Genomic DNA, 19,185 nt, shown 5'->3' on the forward strand with positions numbered 1-19,185 from the left:
TCCCGGGTTACAGCGCGATGCGGCGGAAGTCGGCCAGCAGCTGGCCCAGGTAGGCGTTGAAGCGTGCGGCCGCGGCGCCGTCGATGACGCGGTGGTCGTACGACAGCGACAGCGGCAGCGTCAGGCGCGGCACGAACTGCTTGCCGTCCCACACGGGCTTGTGCGCCGAGCGCGACACGCCCAGGATGGCCACTTCGGGCGCGTTGATAATGGGGGTGAAGTGCGTGCCGCCGATGCCGCCCAGCGACGAGATCGAGAAGCAGCCGCCCTGCATGTCGGCGGGCGAGACCTTGCCGTCGCGCGCCTTCTTGGCCAGTTCGGACGTCTCTTGCGCCAGCTGCAGGATGCCCTTCTTGTCGGCGTCGCGCACCACCGGCACCACCAGCCCGTTGGGCGTGTCGGCCGCGAAGCCGATGTGGTAGTACTGCTTCAGCACCAGCGTGTCGCCGTCCAGCGAGGCATTGAACTCGGGGAACTTCTTCAGGGCGGCGACCACGGCCTTGATCAGGAAGGCCAGCATGGTGACCTTGATGCCCGACTTCTCGTTCTCTTTGTTCAGGGCCACGCGCAGGGCTTCCAGGTCGGTGATGTCCGCTTCGTCATTGTTGGTGACGTGCGGGATCATGACCCAGTTGCGATGCAGGTTGGCGCCCGAGATTTTCTTGATGCGCGACAGCGGCTTGGCTTCGATGGGGCCGAACTTGGTGAAGTCGACCTTGGGCCACGGCAGCAGGCCCAGCGCCGCGCCGTCGGCCGAACCGGCCGCGGCAGCCTGGCCGGCGCCGGCGCCAGACGACAGCGCCTGCTTCACGTAGGCGCGCACGTCGTCGGCGGTGATGCGGCTCTTGGGTCCGCTGCCCTGCACGCGGCTGAGGTTCACGCCCAATTCGCGCGCGAACTTGCGCACCGAGGGCGAGGCATGCGGCAGCTTGCCCGGGGGCAGGCCGGCGTCCTCGACGGCGATGGCGGGCGCGGCCTGCTCGGACGACGCCTGGCTGGGGGCCTCGGACTTCGATTGCGGCTGGCTGGCAGCCGCCGCCTGGGCGCGGGGCGCCTGCTCGGCGCCTTCGGGCTGCAGCTGCGGACGCGCTCCGGACGGCGCGGCAGCCTGGCCTTCGACCACGGCGATGACGGTGCCCTTGGACACCTTGTCGCCCACCTTGACCTTCAGGGACTTGAGCACCCCGCCCTGTGAGGCCGGGATTTCCATCGAGGCCTTGTCCGACTCGACGGTGATCAGGCTTTGCTCGGCCTTGATCGTGTCGCCCTCGGCCACCAGCACCTCGATGACTTCCACTTCCTTGAAGTCGCCGATGTCGGGCACCGCGATGTCGACGGGTCCGCCCGACCCGCCGGCCGGGGCCTGCTCTTGCGCGGGCGCGGCAGCCTTGGAGGCGGCGGCCTGCTCGTCGGACTTCTGCGGCTCGGACTGCGCGGCCGCGGGCTTCGAGGCCTCGGCCTTGGGCGCCTCGGACGCCTGGGAATCGCCGGCGCCCTTGCCGGCGCCCTCGCCTTCGATCTCGACGATGACGCTGCCTTCGCCGACCTTGTCGCCCACCTTCACTTTCACTGACTTCACCACGCCGCCCTGCGAGGCCGGGATCTCCATCGACGCCTTGTCCGACTCGACGGTGATCAGGCTCTGCTCGGCCTTGATCGTGTCGCCCTCGGACACCAGCACTTCAATGATCTCCACTTCCTTGAAGTCGCCGATGTCGGGGACCTTGATCTCCACGAGATTGCTCATCTGTTACCCCTCAGGCGTATTGCGGGTTGGCTTTGGCGGGATTGATGCCGTACTTCTTGATGGCCTCGGAGACCTTGGCGGCGGGCACCTTGCCTTCGTCGGCCAGGGCGCGCAGCGCCGCCAGCACCACGAAGTGGCGATCAACCTCGAAGTGCTCGCGCAGCTTGCTGCGGAAATCCGAACGGCCGAAGCCATCGGTGCCCAGCACGCGGTACGCGCGGCCGGCCGGCACGAACGGACGGATCTGGTCGGCGAACAGCTTCATGTAGTCGGTGGACGCGATGACGGGGCCTTCGGTGCCTTCCAGCTGTTGCGTGACGTAGGCCTTCTGCGGCTCGGCTTCCGGATTCAGCAGGTTGTGGCGGTCGGCGTCCAGGCCGTTGCGGCGCAGCTCGGTGAAGCTGGTGACGCTCCAGACGTCGGAGGCGACGCCCCAGTCGGCTTCCAGCAGATCCTGCGCGGCCAGCACTTCGCGCAGGATGGTGCCCGAGCCCATCAGCTGGACGCGGTTCTTGCCCTTGCCGTGCGACTTCAGCTTGTACATGCCGCGGATGATGCCTTCCTCGTCACCGGGCGTGAGGCCGGGCTGCGGGTAGTTCTCGTTCATCACGGTCAGGTAGTAGTACACGTTCTCCTGGTCTTCGACCATGCGCTTCAAGCCGTGCTGGACGATGACGGCCAGCTCGTGCGCGAACGTCGGGTCGTACGACACGCAATTCGGGATGGTGGACGACAGGATGTGGCTGTGGCCGTCCTCGTGCTGCAGGCCTTCGCCGTTGAGCGTGGTGCGCCCCGCGGTGCCGCCCAGCAGGAAGCCGCGCGCCTGCATGTCGCCGGCGGCCCAGGCCAGGTCGCCGATGCGCTGGAACCCGAACATCGAGTAGTAGATGAAGAACGGGATCATGATGCGGTTGTTCGTGGAGTACGACGTGGCCGCCGCGATCCACGAGCTCATGGCGCCCGCTTCGTTGATGCCTTCCTGCAGCAGTTGGCCGTCGACCGACTCCTTGTAGTACATGACCTGGTCCTTGTCGACCGGCACGTACTTCTGCCCTTCGGGCGCATAGATGCCGATCTGGCGGAACAGGCCTTCCATGCCGAACGTGCGCGATTCGTCGGCCAGGATGGGCACCGCGCGCGAACCGATCTGCTTGTCGCGCAGGATGGTGTTGAACACGCGCACGAAGGCCTGCGTGGTCGAGATTTCGCGGCCTTCGGGAGTGGGCTCGAGCACGGCCTTGAAGGCGTCCAGCGTCGGCACCTTGAGCTGCTCGTCGGCCTTTTCACGGCGCTTGGGCAGGTAGCCGCCCAGGGCCTTGCGGCGTTCGTGCATGTACTTCATCTCGGGCGAATCCTCGGCCGGCTTGAAGTACGGCACCTTCTCGAGCTGGTCGTCCGGGATGGGAATGGCGAAGCGGTCGCGGAACTCGCGGATGGCTTCGAGCTCGAGCTTTTTCTGCTGGTGCGTGGGGTTCTTGGCCTGGCCGACGTGGCCCATGCCATAGCCCTTGATGGTTTTGGCCAGGATGACGGTGGGCTGGCCGGTATGGGTGGCGGCCGCCTGGAAGGCCGCGTAGACCTTGTGCGGATCGTGGCCGCCGCGGTTCAGGCGCCATACGTCCTCGTCGCTCATGCGGGCGACCATCTCGAGCAGCTTGGGATGCTTGCCGAAGAAGTGCTCGCGCACGAACTTGCCGTCGTTGGCCTTGTAAGCCTGGTACTCGCCGTCGACGCTCTCTTCCATCACGCGGCGCAGGATGCCTTCCTTGTCGGCGGCCAGCAGCGGATCCCAGTAGCCGCCCCAGATCAGCTTGACGACGTTCCAGCCCGAGCCGCGGAAATCGCCCTCGAGTTCCTGGATGATCTTGCCGTTGCCGCGCACCGGCCCGTCCAGGCGCTGCAGGTTGCAGTTGATGACGAAGATCAGGTTGTCGAGCTTCTCGCGCGCGGCCAGGGCGATGGCGCCCAGCGATTCGGGTTCGTCCATCTCGCCGTCGCCGCAGAACACCCACACCTTGCGCTTGGCGGTGTCGGCGATGCCGCGGGCGTGCAGGTACTTCAGGAAGCGCGCCTGGTAGATGGCCATCAGCGGGCCCAGGCCCATGGACACGGTGGGGAACTGCCAGAAGTCGGGCATCAGCTTGGGATGCGGATACGACGAGAGCCCCTTGCCGTCGACTTCCTGGCGGAAGTTGTCGAGCTGCTCGGTGGTCAGGCGGCCTTCGAGGTAGGCGCGGCCATAGACGCCGGGCGACGAGTGGCCCTGGAAGTAGACCAGGTCGCCGCCGTGGTCTTCGCTCTCGGCGTGCCAGAAGTGATTCTGGCCGCAGCCGATCATGGTGGCCAGCGAGGCGAACGAGGCGATGTGGCCGCCCAGGTCGCCGCCATCGGGCGGATTGTGCTTGTTGGCCTTGACCACCATGGCCATGGCGTTCCAGCGCACGTACGAGCGGATGCGCGCTTCGAGTTCGAGGTTGCCAGGATGCGCAGGCTGCAGGCCCACGGGGATGGTGTTGACGTACGCGGTGTTCGGCGAGAACGGGATGTGTGCCCCCGAGCGGCGCGCCAGGTCGATCAGGCGCTCGAGCAGATAATGGGCACGCTCAGGGCCTTCGCGATCCAGCACCGCGGCCAGCGCTTCCAGCCATTCCTGGGTCTCGAGGGTATCGTCGTCGTTGGCGGCGGCTAGGGCGCCGGCCTGGGCGTGAGAGGACATCGTCTGTCTCCTGTGGGGGGTTCGGAGCGCGTCCGGACCGATACGGCCCGGCGCGACGTGGCTGCGGGCAGGGCTTGTGGCGCCGTGGGGTACACGGGCAGCGCCCTGCCTCGGACTTGCCAAAAACCGGCATTCTAGGAACAAGCCTACCCTGTCGCAAGGAAAATTTCATGTTGCGGTACGGCATTTCGTAATGTGAAAATAGAACCAGTTTGCGCGCAACTGCGTTCTGCCGCGTACCGGGGCGCCGCGAACCCGCACTAAAATGCCGCATTCACGCAAAGAATTCATGTCCAGCGCCAAACCCAATATATCGGTGTCGTTCCACGACCATGCCCGCCTGCGGCGGCGTGGGCTGTACTGGTTGACGCCCGTCGTCGTGCTCATTCTGTACATGTGCGTGATGGGCGTGTTCTTCTGGCTGCAGCGCATCCACGACGACAGCGTGATGTTCGTCACCATCGACCAGGAGCTGCGCCAGCAGCGCCTGATCTGGGTAGTGCTTGCGCTGTCGTGCGTCATCATCATCAGCCTGCTGATGCTGTGGCGCTATACCGGCTTCCGTTCCGAGGCCGAGGCGGCCCTGATCGCCGAGACGGGCTTTCGCCGCGCCATGGAAAACTCCATGTCCACCGGCATGCGCGTGCTCGACATGGAAGGCCGCATCGCCTATGTGAACCCGGCCTTCTGCCGCATGATCGGCTGGAACGAGGCAGACCTGATCGGCCGCAGCCCGCCCTTTCCGTACTGGGTGCCCGGACGCCACGAGCAGCACCAGCATACTCTCGACGTCCTGCTGTCGGGCAAGACGCCCAGCAGCGGGCTCGAGGTCGAGGCGCAGCGCCGCGACGGCTCGCGCTTCACCGCGCGCATGTACGTGTCGCCCCTGCTCGATCCCAATGGCAACCAGATCGGCTGGATGACCTCCATGACCGACATCACCGAGTCCAAGCGCATCCGCGAAGCGCTGACCGCCGCGCACGAGCGGTTCATGACGGTGCTGGAAGGCCTGGACGACGCCATCTCGGTCACGGCCGACACGCACGACGGACTGGAACTGCTGTTCGCCAACCGCACCTACCGGCGGGTGTTCGGCGCGCAGACCGGCGGGCACGACGAGTTGCTGGCGGGCCGGCGCGGCCGCTTCACCGACGAATCGGTCGAGGTGTTCTCGCCCTCGGTGCAGCGCTGGTTCGAAGTGCACCACCGCATGCTGGCCTGGACGGATGGCCGGCGCGTGCGCATGCAGGTGGCGCGCGACATCACCGAGCGGCGCGACCACGAAGAAGCGTCGCGCGTGCAGCAGGAGAAGATCCAGCTGACCAGCCGCCTCACCACCATGGGCGAGATGGCGTCTTCGCTGGCGCACGAGCTGAACCAGCCGCTCACGGCCATCGCCAACTACAGCATGGGCGCGGTGGCGCTGGTCAAGGCGGGCCACACCAGTCCCAACATGCTGCTGCCGGCGCTTGAAAAAGCGGCCTCGCAGGCCGAGCGCGCCGGCAAGATCATCAGCCGCATCCGCGAATTCGTGAAGCGCAGCGAGCCGCGCCGCCAGCGCGTGGCCATCCGCAGCATCGTCGACAACGCCATCGGCTTCGCCGAGATCGACGCCCGCAAGCGCCGCATCCGCATCGACAGCTTCGTGCCTTCCAACGCGCCCGAGGTGCTGGCCGACCCCATCCTCATCGAGCAGGTGCTGCTGAACCTGCTGAAGAACGGGCTGGAGGCCATGGAAAAGAGCGACTCCGACGAACTCAAGGTGGCGGTGATCGTGCACGAACAGCACATCGAGGTGGCCGTGGTGGACCGCGGCCACGGCCTGGCCGAGCCCGAACGCCTGTTCGAACCCTTCTTCAGCACTAAGTCCCAAGGCCTGGGGATGGGGCTGAACATATGCCGTACCATTATCGAATCGCACCACGGTCGCCTGTGGGCCGACCCGAATCCGGCCGGGGGGACCATCTTCCGGTTTACCTTGCCCTGTGCTGCGCCACAAACGCAAACAGTCAATGAACAGTCCGAGGAGTTGCCCGCATGAACACCCCACACCTGTCGAGCACGGTATTCATTGTTGACGACGACGAGGCCGTCCGCGACTCGCTGCGCTGGCTGCTGGAAGCCAACGGCTACCGCGTGCGGGCCTACTCCAGCGCCGAGACCTTCCTGGACGAATACGACGCCAGCCAGGTCGGCGTGCTGATCGCCGACGTGCGCATGCCGGGCATGAGCGGCCTGGAACTGCAGGAGCAGCTGCTCGCCCGCAATGCCCCCCTGCCCATCGTCTTCATCACCGGCCACGGCGACGTGCCCATGGCCGTGTCCACCATGAAGAAGGGAGCGGTCGACTTCCTGGAAAAACCCTTCAACGAGGCCGACCTGCGCGAGATCGTGGCCCGCATGCTCGAGCAGGCGGTGCAGCGCGTCAGCAAGTTCCAGGCGCAGAAGGATCACGAAGCCATGCTGGCGCGCCTGACGGCGCGCGAACAGCAGGTGCTCGAGCGCATCGTCGCCGGGCGCCTGAACAAGCAGATCGCCGACGACCTCGGCATCAGCATCAAGACCGTCGAGGCGCACCGCGCCAACATCATGGAAAAACTGGAAGTCACTACCGTCGCCGACCTGATGAAGGTCGCGCTGGCGAAACCCGAGGCTCATGCATGACCGCACGCATCATTGATGGCAATGCCCTTTCCGCACGCATCCGCGACGAAGTCGCGCAACGCGCCCGCAACCTGAGCGAGCGCGGCATGCGCCCCGGGCTGGCGGTCGTGCTGGTAGGCGAAGACCCCGCATCGCAGGTCTACGTGCGCAACAAGGTGGCGGCCTGCGAAAAGGCCGGCCTGCATTCCGTCAAAGAGCAGTACCCGGCCGACATGACCGAGGCCGAGCTGCTGGCGCGCATCGACGCGCTGAACCGCGACCCCTCCATCCATGGCATCCTGGTGCAGCTGCCGCTGCCCGCGCACATGAGCTCGCACAAGGTCATCGAGGCCATTGCGTCCGAGAAGGACGTGGACGGCTTTCACATCAGCAACGCGGGCCTGCTCATGACGGGCCAGCCGCTGTTCCGCCCCTGCACGCCGTACGGCGTGATGAAGATGCTCGAATCCGAAGGCGTGGCGCTGCGCGGCGCCGAAGCCGTGGTGGTCGGCGCCAGCAACATCGTCGGCAAGCCGATGGCCATGCTGCTGCTGCAGGCCGGCGCCACGGTCACGCTGTGCAACTCCAAGACCCGCGACCTGGCCGCGCACACGCGCCGCGCCGACGTGCTCGTGGTGGCCACGGGCCGTGCCGGCATGGTGACGGGCGACATGATCAAGCCGGGCGCGGTGGTGATCGACGTGGGCATCAACCGCGGCGAGGACGGCAAGCTGCGCGGCGACGTGGACTTCGCTTCTGCCAGCCAAGTGGCGGGCGCCATCACCCCGGTACCGGGCGGCGTGGGCCCCATGACCATCGCCATGCTGCTGGTCAACACCCTGGAAGCCGCGGAACGCGCGGCCGGCCAGCGCGGCTGAGGGCCACGCCGGGCCGCACAGGCCTCGCAGCAATCGTGCGCCGGCCGATGCGGCCGGCGCATTCTTTCTTGTAGAGGATCTGCGCGCCCACCTTGCAGCGCGCGCGTCAGTCCCCATCTGCTTCCTATTCTTCCGCCCATTTTCCTAGCCCCCTTGAGGCCGCGATGATTACCAATCCCCTGCTCGCTCCCGTTTCCGACCTGGTCGACTATGCCAGCGTCACGCCCGCGCACATCGTGCCGGCGGTCGACGAGCTGCTGGAGATCGCACGACAGGCCGTCGAACGGGCTGCCTCGGCAGACCTGCCCGCCACATGGGAAGCGGTGGTCGAGCCGCTGGACGGCGCCACGGAGCGGCTGTGGCGCGCCTGGTCGGTAGCCGGGCACCTGAATGCCGTGGTCAACACGCCCGAACTGCGCGAGGCCTACAACGCCGCGCTGCCGAAGGTCACCGAGTTCTCGACCTGGGTGGGCCTGCATGAAGGGCTGTACCGGCAGTACCAGCGCCTGCACGACGCGCCTGGCTTCGCGGCCTGGTCCCCGGTGCGCCGGCGTGTGGTCGAGCTGGCGCTGCGCGACTTCCGCCTGAGCGGCGTCGAGCTGCAGGGCGAGGCGCGCGAGCGTTATGCGCAGAATTCCGAGCGCGAGGCGCAGGTGTCGCAGAAGTTCTCCGAGAACGTGCTGGACGCGGTGGACGCCTGGGCGCTGTACATCGAGGACGAGGCGCGCCTGGCCGGCCTGCCGGCCGACGTGCTCGACGCCGCGCGCCAGGCGGCCGAGGCCGACGGCAAGCCCGGCTGGAAGCTGACGCTGAAAATGCCGTGCTATCTGCCGGTGATGCAGTATGCGCGCGACCGCGAACTGCGGGCGACGCTGTACCGCGCCTATGGCACGGTGGCTTCGGAACAGGGCGCCGCCGAACTGGACAATTCGCCCCTCATCGAGGAACTGCTGGCCCTGCGCGCCGAAGAGGCGTCGCTGCTGGGCTACGATCATTTCGCGGCGCTGCGGCTGCAGACCCGCATGGCGCGCAGCGCCGACGAGGTCACCACGTTCCTGCGCGACCTCGCTGCCCGCGCCCGCCCCTTTGCCCAGCGCGACCTGGCCGAACTGCGCGCGTATGCCGCCGGCGAGCTGGGCATGGACGACCTGCAGCCCTGGGACGTGCCGTTTGCCTCCGAGCGGCTGCGCGAGTCGCGCTATGCCTACTCCGAGGACGAAATCAAGCAGTACTTCACCGAGCCGCGCGTGCTGTCGGGGCTGTTCCAGGTGATCGAGAAACTGTTCGACGTACGCCTGCGCGAGGTGCCGGTATCGGCCTGGCATGCCGACGTGCGGGGCGTGCAGGTCGAGACGACCGCCGGCGCCCTGGTGGGCCACCTGTACCTGGACATGTACGCCCGCTCGGGCAAGCAGAGCGGCGCCTGGGTGGACAGCGAGCGTACGCGCCGCCTGGCCGGCGGCCGGCTGCAGACGCCGGTGGCCTATCTGACCTGCAACTTCGCGCGCCCCAACGGCGGCAAGCCGGCGCTGCTGACGCACGATGACGTCATCACCCTCTTCCACGAAACCGGCCACGCCCTGCATGCGTTGCTGTCCGAGGTGGACGAGCCGGGCGCCTCCGCGTTCTCCAGCGTCGAATGGGACGCCATCGAGCTGCCCTCGCAGTTCATGGAGAACTTCTGCTGGGAATGGTCGGTGGTGCAGCAACTGTCGGCGCACGTCGACAGCGGCGAACCCCTGCCCCGCGACCTGTACGACCGCCTGCTGGCGGCCCGCAATTTCCAGAGCGGCATGCAGACAGTGCGCCAGATCGAGTTCGCGCTGTTCGACATGCTGCTGCATGCCCATGCGCAGGCCACGCCCATCGGCAGCGTGCTGGACCTGCTGCAGCAGGTGCGCCGCGAGGTGGCGGTGCTGCATCCGCCGGCGTGGCATCGCCTGCCGCACAGCTTCTCGCACCTGTTCGCGGGCGGCTACGGGGCTGGCTACTACAGCTACAAGTGGGCCGAGGTGCTGTCGGCCGACGCCTACGCGGCCTTCGAGGAAGCGGCGAACCGCGGCGCCGGCACGCTGGACGCCGCCACGGGCGCGCGGTTCCGCCGCGAGATCCTGGCGGTGGGCGGCGCGCGCCCCGCGGCGGACTCGTTCCGCGCCTTCCGCGGCCGCGAGCCCAGCATCGACGCGCTGCTGCGCCACAGCGGCATGGCGGCCGAGGCGGTCGCGGCGGCCTGAGGCACGCCGCCCGCCGGAACGGATGGCGTTCATCGCCGCCGTTTGATCCGGATCCATCGGTGCAGTGCGGCGGCGGTAGAATCTTCGCTTGCCCGACCTTCCCGACACCGACTAGGCCGCGCCTCGGGGCGCGGCGGCCAGACACCATGCCGCAACTCTTTTCAGCACGTCCATGGCGCGCCCTGCTGCTGGGCCTGTGCGTATTGCTGGCCGCCTGCAGCGAACGCTCGGAAGACTGGTCGCTGTACAACGTGCGCGGGCACCTGCCCGATCTGCAGTTCAAACTCGCCGGCGCCGGCGGCAAAACGGTATCCAGCGATGACATGCGCGGCAAGGCGGTGCTGCTGTTTTTCGGCTATGCCAGCTGCCCCGACATCTGCCCCACGACCATGGCGCAGCTGTCCGCGGTGGTGCAACAACTGGGCGACCAGGCCGACCGCGTGCGCATCGTGTTCGTCAGCGTCGACCCGCACCGCGACACGCCGGACATGCTGCAGGCCTATGTCGATGCGTTCAACAAGCAGGCCGTGGGCCTGACGGGCACGGAGAAGCAGATCGCCGACCTGGCGCGGCGCTACCGCGTGGCCTACCAGATCGAAAAGCCCCGGCCGGGCGACGCGCCCGACACATACGAGGTCACGCACAGCCGCGGCGTCTACATCTTCGACGGCCGGGGCAAGGCTCGCCTGCTGGCTTCGGACACCGACAGCGTCGCCGCCGTCACCGGCGACCTCAAGCGCCTGCTGGCCTCCGCCGACTGAGCGCGCCGGGTCTTGTACCCGACCGGCACGTGTTGTTACAGCCGCCGCGAGGGTGGTGTCAGTATCATGGCCCCATATTTCCACCCTAGGAGTGAGCGCATGAGCATCATCATCATGATCATCGTTGGTTTTGTCGTGGGGCTGATCGCACGGGCCATCATGCCGGGCAATCAGAGCATGGGCATCATCATGACCACCCTCCTGGGCATCGTGGGTGCAGTGGTGGCCGGTTTCCTCGGCCAGTCGCTGGGCTGGTACCAGCCGGGCGAGCCCGCGGGCTGGATCGCCTCGGTGGTGGGCGCGATCATCGTGCTGTTCGTCGTGGGCCTGGTCACCCGCAAGCGCGTCTGACGCTCGGCAAGGCGCGAAAAGAAAGGCCGGCAGTTCGCTGAACTGCCGGCCTTTTTGCTGGGCGCTCGCGCGGCGCTGGCGCGTGCGCGGCGCCGCCCTCAGCCCTGCCCCGCCTGCGCGGCGGCGGGCTGCGTGGCGACGGTGTGCTCGGTCCAGCCCCCGCCCAGCGCCCGGTACAGCGCGATCAGGTTGGACAGCCGCGCCAGGCGCGTATTGATCAGGGTCTGCTGCGCCGAGTACAGCGAACGCTGCGAATCCAGCACCGTCAGGTAGTTGTCGATGCCCTGGTCGAAGCGCTGCCGCGACACCGTGTAGGCGCGCTGGCTGGCGTCCACCAGCAGCCGCTGCGAGCGGATCTGCTCGTCCAGCGTGCCGCGTCCGGCCAGCGCGTCGGCCACTTCGCGGAAGCCGGCCTGGATGGCCTGCTCGTAGCGCGCGATCTCGATGCGCTTCTGCAGCTTGGCCACGTCCAGCCCGGCCAGCAGCGAGCCGCCGGCGAAGATGGGCGTGGTGATCTGGGGCGCGAAGCTCCAGGCTCCCGAGCCCGAATCGAACAGGCCGCCCAGGCTGGCGCTGGCCGTGCCTATGCTGCCGGTCAGGCTGATGCTGGGAAAGAACGCCGCGCGCGCCGCGCCGATGTTGGCGTTGGCGCCCTGCAGCAGGTGCTCGGCGGCCCGGATGTCGGGACGGCGCACCAGCAGGTCGGACGGCAGGCCGGCCGGCAGATCCAGCGGCAGCACGTCGTCGGGCAGCGGGCGCACCTGGTCCAGCTGCGCCGCCACGTCGGCGGGCAGCGGCTGGCCGATGAGCAGCACCAGCGCGTTGCGGTCCTGCGCCACCTGCCGCGTGTACTGCGACAGATTTGCTTCGGCGGTGCGCAGCGAGATCTCGGCCTGGCTCAGGTCGAGGTCGGTGGCCACGCCCAGGTCGTAGCTCTGGCGGGTCAGGTCGTATGACTCTTTCTGGGCCTTGAACGTATCGCGGGTCAGGCCCAGCAGTTCCTGGTCGGCGCGCAGCGTCAGATAGGCGTTGGCCGTTTCCGCGATCAGGGCGAGTTGCGTGGCGATGCGGGTCTCGTCCTGCGCCAGGTAAGTCTGCAGCGCCTGTTCGCTGAGGCTGCGGATGCGGCCGAACAGGTCCAGTTCCCACGCCGTGGTGGCCAGGCCCACCTGGTAGCTGCGGCTGGTGGCGGCGTTGCCCGACTGGGTCAGGTCGCCCGGCGTGCGCTGGGCCTGCGCCGTGCCCGCCACCCCGAGGCCCGGCAGCAGGTCGGCGCGCTCGATGCGGTACTGCGCGCGCGCCACCTCGACGTTCAGCGCGGCCACGCGCAGGTCGCGGTTGTCGGCTAGCGACAGCTCGATCAGCCGCTGCAGCACCGGATCGCGGAAGAAATCGCGCCAACCCACGTCGGCCGCGGCGCCCTGCACGGGCGTGCCCTGCCCGGCCTGCCGGTCGTACGCCGGGCCGGTGGGATAGGCAGCGTCCACCGGCGCGGCGGGACGTTCGTAAGTGGGTGCCAGGGAGCAGCCCGCGAGGGCGGCCGCCAGCGCCATGGACGACAGAGGCTTGAGGGCGAACCGCATCATGCGTGGCCTCCGGTGGAGGTGTCGGCCGGACGGCCGTGAGCGTCGTGCGCCTCCTCGCTTTCGCTCTGGCGCTTGACCCGGAATAGACGCAGCATCATGACGAAGAACAGGGGTACGAAGAAGATGGCCAGGAAGGTGCCGGTCAGCATGCCGCCGATCACGCCGGTGCCGATGGCGTTCTGGCTGCCCGAGCCCGCGCCGGTGGAAATGGCCAGCGGCACCACGCCCAGGATGAAAGCCAGCGACGTCATCAGGATGGGCCGCAGGCGCTGGCGCGCGGCATGCACCGCGGCCTCGGCCAGGCTGGCCCCTCTTTCGAAGTGCTCCTTGGCGAACTCGACGATGAGAATCGCGTTCTTCGCCGTCAGGCCCACTGTGGTCAACAGCCCCACCTGGAAGTACACGTCGTTGGACAGCCCGCGCAGCAAGGTGGCCAGCAGCGCGCCCACCACGCCCAGCGGCACCACCAGCATCACCGCGGTCGGAATGCTCCAGCTTTCATACAGCGCGGCCAGGCACAGGAACACCACGATCAGCGAGATGGCGTAGAGCGCCGGCGCCTGCGCGCCCGCCAGGCGTTCCTCGAACGACAGGCCCGTCCATTCGAAGCCGATGCCGGCCGGCAGCGTGCGCGCGATGCGCTCCATCTCAGCCATGGCCTCGCCCGAGCTGTAGCCGGGCGCCGCCTGGCCCTGGATGTTGTACGAGGGCACGCCGTTGTAGCGGTTGAGCTTCTGCGGACCATAGGTCCATTCCGCCGTGGCGAAGGCCGAGAACGGCACCATCTGGCCCTCCGCGTTGCGCACGTACCACTTCTGCAGGTCTTCGGGCAGCATGCGCGCCGAGGCATCGCCCTGCACGAACACCTTCTTCACACGGCCGCGGTCGATGAAGTCGTTGACGTACGAGCCGCCCCACGCGGTGGACAGCGTCTGGTTGATCGACGCGATCGACACTCCCAGCGTGCGCGCCTTCTCGCGGTCGATGTTCAGTTGATACTGCGGCGCGTCCTCGATGCCGTTGGGCCGCACCGCCGCCAGCAGCGGGCTCTGGCGGGCCTCGCCCAGCAGCTTGTTGCGGGCCTCGAGCAGCTTCTCGTGGCCCAGGCCGGCCTGGTCCATCAGCTGGAAGTCGAAGCCCGACGCGTTGCCCAGCTCGAGCACCGCGGGCGGCGCGAACACCGCGATCTGCGCGTCGCGCAGGGTCTTGGCGAACGCGGCGTTGGCGCGCGCGGCCACGGCCGGCGCGCGCTGCTCGTCGGTCGTGCGCTCTTCCCAGTCGCGCAGGCGCACGAACATGATGGCCGCGTTCTGGCCGCGACCGCCGAAGTTGAAGCCGGACACCATGAACACTGACTGCACGCTGTCCTTTTCCTGCTCCAGGAAGTACTTCAGCGCCTGGTCGATGGTCTGGCGGGTGCGCTCGGTGGTGGCGCCGGGAGGCGCCTGCACCTGGGCGAACAGAATGCCCTGGTCTTCCTCGGGCAGGAAGGCCGTGGGAATGCGCGTGAACAGCCACGCCATGCCGACGAGGATGAGCGCGTAGATGAGCAGCAGCCGCTTGCCGCGCCCCAGGCTGCGCGACACCGAGTTCGCATAGCCGTGGCTGGCGCGGTCGAAATGCCGGTTGAACCAGCCGAAGAACCCCTTGCGCGGGCCGTGGCTGGGCTTCTTGAGCATGGTGGCGCACAGGGCCGGCGTGAAGACGATGGCCACGATGACGGACAGCACCATCGAGGACACGATGGTGATGGAGAACTGCCGGTAGATGACGCCGGTGGAGCCGCCGAAGAACGCCATGGGCACGAACACCGCCGACAGCACCATGGCGATGCCCACCAGGGCGCCGGTGATCTGGTCCATGGACTTGCGGGTGGCCTGCTTGGGCGACAGGCCCTCTTCCTCCATGACCCGCTCGACGTTCTCGACCACCACGATGGCATCGTCCACCAGCAGGCCGATGGCCAGCACCATGCCGAACATGGTCAGCGTGTTGATGGAGTACCCGAAGGCGGCCAGCACGCCGAAGGTGCCGAGCAGCACCACCGGCACGGCCAGCGTCGGCACCAGCGTCGCCCGCAGGTTCTGCAGGAACAGGTACATCACCAGGAACACCAGGATGATGGCCTCGAAGAGCGTGTGGATCACGCCCTCGATCGACAGCGTCACGAACGGCGTGGTGTCGTACGGATAGACCACGTCCATGCCGGGCGGGAAGAACGGCTTGAGGCGGTCGATCGTGGCGCGCACGTTGTCCGCTGTGTCCAGCGCGTTGGCGCCGGGCGCCAGCTTGATGGCCAGGCCCGCGGCCGGGCGGCCGTTGTAGGTGCTGTCGATGGCGTACGTCTGCGGACCGAGCTCGATGCGGGCGACGTCGGCCAGGCGCACGCGCGAGCCGTCGGGATTGACCTTGAGCAGGATGCGGCCGAACTCTTCGGGCGTCTGCAGGCGCGACGGGCCGACGACGGTGGCGTTGAGCTGCTGCCCGCGCAGCGCCGGCAGGCCGCCGACCTGGCCCGAGGACACCTGCACGTTCTGCTCTTCGATCGCCTGCGTGACGTCGGGAGCCGTCAGGCTATAGTTCACCAGCTTGTCCGGATCGATCCAGATGCGCATGGCGTACGACGAGCCGAACAGCTGGAAGTCGCCCACGCCCGACGTGCGGCTGATCGGGTCCTGCACGTAGGACGCCACGTAGTCGGCGATGTCCGCCCGGCCGAAGTCGGGATTGCTGGACACGAAGCCGGCCACGATCAGGAAGTTCTTGGTGGCCTTGGTGATGCGGATGCCCTGCTGCTGCACTTCCAGCGGCAGCAAAGGCTGCGCCACCGCCAGCTTGTTCTGCACCTGCACCTGCGCGATGTCGGGGCTGGTGCCTTGCGCGAAGGTCAGCGTGATGGTCATGCTGCCATCGGAATTGCTCTCGGACGAGATGTACTGCAGCCCGTCCAGGCCGTTCATCTGCTGCTCGATGACCTGCACCACGGTGTCCTGCACCGTCTGCGCGGAGGCGCCGGGGTACGTGACCTGCACCGCGATGGAAGGCGGCGCGATGTTGGGGTACTGGGCGACGGGCAGAGACAGGATGGACAGCGCGCCCGCCAGCATCAGCACGATGGCGATGACCCAGGCGAAGACGGGCCTGTCGATGAAAAACTTGGCCATGCGCAGGCTCCGTTACTTCGCTTGAGGGGCGGATTGGGCGGCTTGCGCCTGGCCGGGCTGGGCCGGCGGGGTCCATTCGGAAGCCGCCACCTCGATGCCCGGTCGTACCTGTTGCAGCCCTTCGACCACGACCTTCTCGCCGGCCGACAGGCCGTCGGTGACCAGCCACTGATCCCCCACGGCCCGGTCGGCCTTGAGCAGGCGCAGCTCGACCTTGTTCTCGGCGTTGACCACCAGCGCCGTCGGCTGGCCGCGCTGGTTGCGCGTGACGCCGCGCTGCGGCACCAGCAGGCCCTCGGGCGCCACGCCCTCGGACAAGCGCGCGCGCACGTACATGCCGGGCAGCAGCTTGCGGTCGGGGTTGGGGAATACGGCGCGCACCACGACCGATCCGGTGGAGGGGTCGACGGTGACCTCGGAGAACTGCAGCTTGCCGGTCTGCGCGTAGCGCGTGCCGTCCTCGAGCGTCAGCGTGACCTCGGCCGCCTGCTCGCCGCCGCTCTGCTTGAGCATGCCCTCGGCCAGCGCGCTCTTCAGGCGCAGCAGCTGCACGCTGGACTGCGTGACGTCGACGTAGATGGGGTCGATCTGCTGCACCGTGGCGATGGGCGTGGTCTGGTTGGCCGTAACCAGCGCGCCTTCGGTGACCGCCGAGCGGCCGATGATGCCGTCGATGGGCGACAGGACCTTGGTGTAGACCAGATTGATGCGGGCGGTGTCCAGCGCTGCCTTGGCCGCCAGCACGTCGGCGGCCGCCTGGTCGCGCGCGGCCACGGCGTCGTCGTAGGTCTGGCGGCTGACCGCGCGCGTCTCGGCCAGCGGCTTGTAGCGCTGCACCAGCAGGCTGGCCGTGCGAGCCTGGGCCTCGGCGCGCGCCAGCGCCGCCTTGCGGCTGTCGAACTCGGCCTGGTATAGCGCGGGATCGATCTGGTAGAGCTGCTGGCGAGCCTTGACCTCGCCGCCTTCCGTGAACAGGCGCTTCTGCAGAATGCCGTTGACCTGCGGGCGGACCTCGGCGCTGCGGAAGGCGGAGGTGCGGCCGGGCAACTCGGTGAACAAGGAAACGGGCTGCGTCTTGAGCGTGACCACGCCGACTTGCGGCTTGGCGGCCTGAGCCTGTTGCGGCGCGTCCTGCTTGCCGCACGCGGCCAGCCCGAACGCCAACGCGGTGACGACCAGCGCGCTGGCGCCACGCGAGACCAGATTGTTCTTGTTCATACCTTGCATTCCCGGAACATTGACACACCACGCCCGCCGTTGCCGGCTGGCTGGGAGAGTTGACTTCGTACTGCCCGCAGCAGCGGTATGCTGCGGCGCAAAAAACCGCCATTGTGCGCCATTATCGGGACGGAACCAACAAACCCCTGGCGAAAACAGTGTTCCAGTGACGGGACAATGGGGCGCGACACGCGGGCTGGCGACCTCTGCGACGCGGTGCAGCACAACGCTTGACCCGAAGAAACCGGCGGGAGTTCCCGCCGGCGCACATCCGCAGCCGGGCAGGATAACGCCGCGGCCGGGCCGTTCAAACGCGGAGAAACGCGCTGAAATAGGTGTTGCTGTAAGTAAACGAGCCGCGGCGGCCGGCTAGAAGCGCTCGTCGTCGCGCAGATAGCGCCATTGGCCGGGCGGTAGATCGCCCAGCGACACGCCGCCGATACGCACGCGCTTCAGGCCGATCACCTTCAGCCCGACCATTTCGCACATGCGACGGATCTGCCGCTTCTTGCCTTCGCGCAGCACGAAGCGCAGCTGGTCGGCGTTCTGCCAGCGCACTTGCGCGGGCCGCAACGCCTTGCCGTCCAGGGACAAGCCGTGGTTCAGCAGCGCCAGGCCGTTCTCGGTGAGCCGGCCCTGCACGCGCACCAGGTATTCCTTCTCGACCGACGAGTCTTCGCCGATCAACATCTTGGCGATGCGACCGTCCTGGGTCAGCACCAGCAGGCCCTGCGAATCGATGTCCAGCCGCCCGGCGGCGGCCAGCCCGATCAGGTGGGAGCGTTCGAAACGCCGAGGCGAGCGGTCGCCGGCGTAGCGGGACGCGGCCTGCACCAGCGCCACCGCCGGCGTGTAGCCCTTCTCGGCCTGTCCGGACACGTAGCCCACCGGCTTGTTCAGCAGCACGGTGACGCGCGCGGTCTGGCGGGCCTGCGCGGCGCGCTCGAGCGTGATGACCTGATTCGGATAGGCGCGCGCGCCCAGCTCGGACACCACCTCGCCGTCCACCCGCACCCAGCCGCGCTCGATGTAGGCGTCGGCCTCGCGCCGCGAACAGAGACCGCGCTCGGACATCAGCTTGGAGATGCGCACTTTTTCCATGGGGCGGTATTGTAGGCCCGTTCAGGCCGCGGGCCGGCCGCGCGAGGGCCGGGCCGGAAAGCCTGCGTGGACCGGCGACGCCGGCCCACGCGGCGGCTTGGCATAATAGCGGCCCATGAAGATTCCCTGCCCCACCAGCAGCCTCGGCTGGCATGCCGCGCCTGCCCCGTCGGCGCCTCCCCTGGTCAAAACCTGGCTGGCGCGGCCTGGCGCCCTCACTGCCGGACTGCGCGCCCTGGGCGCCTTCCGGTTGCGCGTGCTGGGCGAGTACGCGCAAGGCGTGCCGCCCGACGAGGCGCACGGCATGGGCCTGGCGCCCGGTACGCCCGTCTGGGTGCGGGAGATCGTGATGTCCGTCGACGGCGTCGACGCGGTGATGGCGCGCAGCCTGACGCCTTTGCAAGCCTCGCACGGCGTTTGGCAAGGCATGCGCCGGCTGCGCACGCGGCCGCTGGCGGACATGCTGTATCACGACCGCGGCATCCGCCGCTCGGCCTTCGCATGCAGCACGGTGAAACGCGGCGTGGCGCTGCGCGGCCCGGCGCGCAACGTGCTGCCGGCGGACACGCGGGAGAGCGCCGGGCTGTGGGCGCGCCGTTCGGCGTTCTGGCGCGCGGGCCAGCCGCTGCTGGTCACCGAGTGCTTCATGCCGGGCTTCTGGGCGGCCGCCGCGGCCAGACCCGAGGCGGTCGGGCAGCAAGCCTGGGACGCGGGCGGCGCGGCGCGGCGGCGGTAAGAGGCGGGCCGGGGCGTCCTGCCTATAATTACCGGCCCTGGATCCCTTAC

Annotated in this window: 13 protein-coding genes; 7 read left to right on the forward strand and 6 right to left on the reverse strand. The window is 68.2% G+C overall.

The window, feature by feature from the left end; translation table 11 throughout:
* Positions 1 to 7 precede the first annotated feature (7 nt).
* Both aceF and aceE read right to left on the reverse strand, forming a co-directional pair.
* Positions 8 to 1,747 carry a dihydrolipoyllysine-residue acetyltransferase gene (gene aceF / locus CAL15_RS08105; RefSeq protein ID WP_086078116.1) on the reverse strand — a complete coding sequence of 580 codons (1,740 nt, stop codon included), beginning with the start codon at positions 1,745 to 1,747 and terminating at the stop codon, positions 8 to 10.
* Positions 1,748 to 1,757: 10 nt separating this feature from the next.
* A complete protein-coding gene (gene aceE / locus CAL15_RS08110) occupies positions 1,758 to 4,463 on the reverse strand; it encodes a pyruvate dehydrogenase (acetyl-transferring), homodimeric type (protein WP_086078117.1) in 2,706 nt (901 codons plus the stop codon).
* 289 nt (positions 4,464 to 4,752) lie between these two features.
* Here aceE and CAL15_RS08115 point away from each other — a divergent pair, with 289 nt between their 5' ends.
* From CAL15_RS08115 to CAL15_RS08140, 6 genes are all read left to right on the forward strand, one after another.
* On the forward strand, positions 4,753 to 6,504 hold the full coding sequence (locus CAL15_RS08115; protein ID WP_086080992.1) for a PAS domain-containing sensor histidine kinase: 1,752 nt from the start codon (positions 4,753 to 4,755) through the stop codon (positions 6,502 to 6,504).
* The gene (locus tag CAL15_RS08120; RefSeq protein ID WP_086078118.1) at positions 6,501 to 7,127 is read left to right on the forward strand and encodes a response regulator transcription factor; all 627 of its coding nucleotides are present in this window, start codon (positions 6,501 to 6,503) and stop codon (positions 7,125 to 7,127) included. The genes CAL15_RS08115 and CAL15_RS08120 overlap by 4 nt, the downstream gene beginning before the upstream one ends.
* On the forward strand, positions 7,124 to 7,984 hold the full coding sequence (folD, locus tag CAL15_RS08125; RefSeq protein ID WP_086078119.1) for a bifunctional methylenetetrahydrofolate dehydrogenase/methenyltetrahydrofolate cyclohydrolase FolD: 861 nt from the start codon (positions 7,124 to 7,126) through the stop codon (positions 7,982 to 7,984). Before CAL15_RS08120 ends, folD begins: the two co-directional genes overlap by 4 nt.
* 164 nt (positions 7,985 to 8,148) lie before the next feature.
* On the forward strand, positions 8,149 to 10,218 hold the full coding sequence (locus CAL15_RS08130; protein ID WP_086078120.1) for a M3 family metallopeptidase: 2,070 nt from the start codon (positions 8,149 to 8,151) through the stop codon (positions 10,216 to 10,218).
* Between the two features lie 146 nt (positions 10,219 to 10,364).
* Positions 10,365 to 10,979 (forward strand): SCO family protein, encoded by a 615-nt coding sequence (locus CAL15_RS08135; protein ID WP_086078121.1) that lies wholly within the window; start codon positions 10,365 to 10,367, stop codon positions 10,977 to 10,979.
* Between the two features lie 99 nt (positions 10,980 to 11,078).
* Positions 11,079 to 11,330 carry a GlsB/YeaQ/YmgE family stress response membrane protein gene (locus tag CAL15_RS08140; protein ID WP_086078122.1) on the forward strand — a complete coding sequence of 84 codons (252 nt, stop codon included), beginning with the start codon at positions 11,079 to 11,081 and terminating at the stop codon, positions 11,328 to 11,330.
* Between the two features lie 98 nt (positions 11,331 to 11,428).
* On the opposite strand, the gene CAL15_RS08145 is transcribed toward CAL15_RS08140, so the two are convergent.
* The 4 genes from CAL15_RS08145 to CAL15_RS08160 all read right to left on the reverse strand — a co-directional run bounded on the left by CAL15_RS08145 (position 11,429) and on the right by CAL15_RS08160 (position 18,399).
* Positions 11,429 to 12,913 carry an efflux transporter outer membrane subunit gene (locus CAL15_RS08145; protein WP_086080993.1) on the reverse strand — a complete coding sequence of 495 codons (1,485 nt, stop codon included), beginning with the start codon at positions 12,911 to 12,913 and terminating at the stop codon, positions 11,429 to 11,431.
* Positions 12,913 to 16,080: an efflux RND transporter permease subunit gene (locus CAL15_RS08150; RefSeq protein ID WP_086078123.1), complete on the reverse strand. Its 3,168-nt coding sequence runs from the start codon at positions 16,078 to 16,080 to the stop codon at positions 12,913 to 12,915. Before CAL15_RS08150 ends, CAL15_RS08145 begins: the two co-directional genes overlap by 1 nt.
* A gap of 12 nt (positions 16,081 to 16,092) precedes the next feature.
* The gene (locus CAL15_RS08155; RefSeq protein ID WP_086078124.1) at positions 16,093 to 17,298 is read right to left on the reverse strand and encodes an efflux RND transporter periplasmic adaptor subunit; all 1,206 of its coding nucleotides are present in this window, start codon (positions 17,296 to 17,298) and stop codon (positions 16,093 to 16,095) included.
* A 369-nt stretch (positions 17,299 to 17,667) separates the two neighbouring features.
* A complete protein-coding gene (locus tag CAL15_RS08160; protein ID WP_086078125.1) occupies positions 17,668 to 18,399 on the reverse strand; it encodes a pseudouridine synthase in 732 nt (243 codons plus the stop codon).
* Between the two features lie 115 nt (positions 18,400 to 18,514).
* On the opposite strand from CAL15_RS08160, the gene CAL15_RS08165 reads away from it, so the two are divergent.
* Positions 18,515 to 19,135, forward strand: a complete 621-nt coding sequence (locus CAL15_RS08165) for a chorismate--pyruvate lyase family protein (RefSeq protein WP_086078126.1) — start codon at positions 18,515 to 18,517, stop codon at positions 19,133 to 19,135.
* The last annotated feature ends 50 nt before the right edge of the window (positions 19,136 to 19,185 follow it).

Source organism: Bordetella genomosp. 13 (assembly GCF_002119665.1).
GTDB lineage: Bacteria > Pseudomonadota > Gammaproteobacteria > Burkholderiales > Burkholderiaceae_B > Bordetella.

Bases quoted from the DNA above. Each gene is read 5' to 3' on its own strand.
- CAL15_RS08115 (WP_086080992.1), top strand. From the start codon at position 4,753: ATGTCCAGCGCCAAACCCAATATATCGGTGTCGTTCCACGACCATGCC.
- CAL15_RS08165 (WP_086078126.1), top strand. From the start codon at position 18,515: ATGAAGATTCCCTGCCCCACCAGCAGCCTCGGCTGGCATGCCGCGCCT.
- CAL15_RS08150 (WP_086078123.1), bottom strand. From the start codon at position 16,080: ATGGCCAAGTTTTTCATCGACAGGCCCGTCTTCGCCTGGGTCATCGCC.
- aceF (WP_086078116.1), bottom strand. From the start codon at position 1,747: ATGAGCAATCTCGTGGAGATCAAGGTCCCCGACATCGGCGACTTCAAG.
- CAL15_RS08155 (WP_086078124.1), bottom strand. From the start codon at position 17,298: ATGAACAAGAACAATCTGGTCTCGCGTGGCGCCAGCGCGCTGGTCGTC.
- CAL15_RS08130 (WP_086078120.1), top strand. From the start codon at position 8,149: ATGATTACCAATCCCCTGCTCGCTCCCGTTTCCGACCTGGTCGACTAT.
- CAL15_RS08160 (WP_086078125.1), bottom strand. From the start codon at position 18,399: ATGGAAAAAGTGCGCATCTCCAAGCTGATGTCCGAGCGCGGTCTCTGT.
- aceE (WP_086078117.1), bottom strand. From the start codon at position 4,463: ATGTCCTCTCACGCCCAGGCCGGCGCCCTAGCCGCCGCCAACGACGAC.
- folD (WP_086078119.1), top strand. From the start codon at position 7,124: ATGACCGCACGCATCATTGATGGCAATGCCCTTTCCGCACGCATCCGC.
- CAL15_RS08120 (WP_086078118.1), top strand. From the start codon at position 6,501: ATGAACACCCCACACCTGTCGAGCACGGTATTCATTGTTGACGACGAC.
- CAL15_RS08140 (WP_086078122.1), top strand. From the start codon at position 11,079: ATGAGCATCATCATCATGATCATCGTTGGTTTTGTCGTGGGGCTGATC.
- CAL15_RS08145 (WP_086080993.1), bottom strand. From the start codon at position 12,913: ATGCGGTTCGCCCTCAAGCCTCTGTCGTCCATGGCGCTGGCGGCCGCC.
- CAL15_RS08135 (WP_086078121.1), top strand. From the start codon at position 10,365: ATGCCGCAACTCTTTTCAGCACGTCCATGGCGCGCCCTGCTGCTGGGC.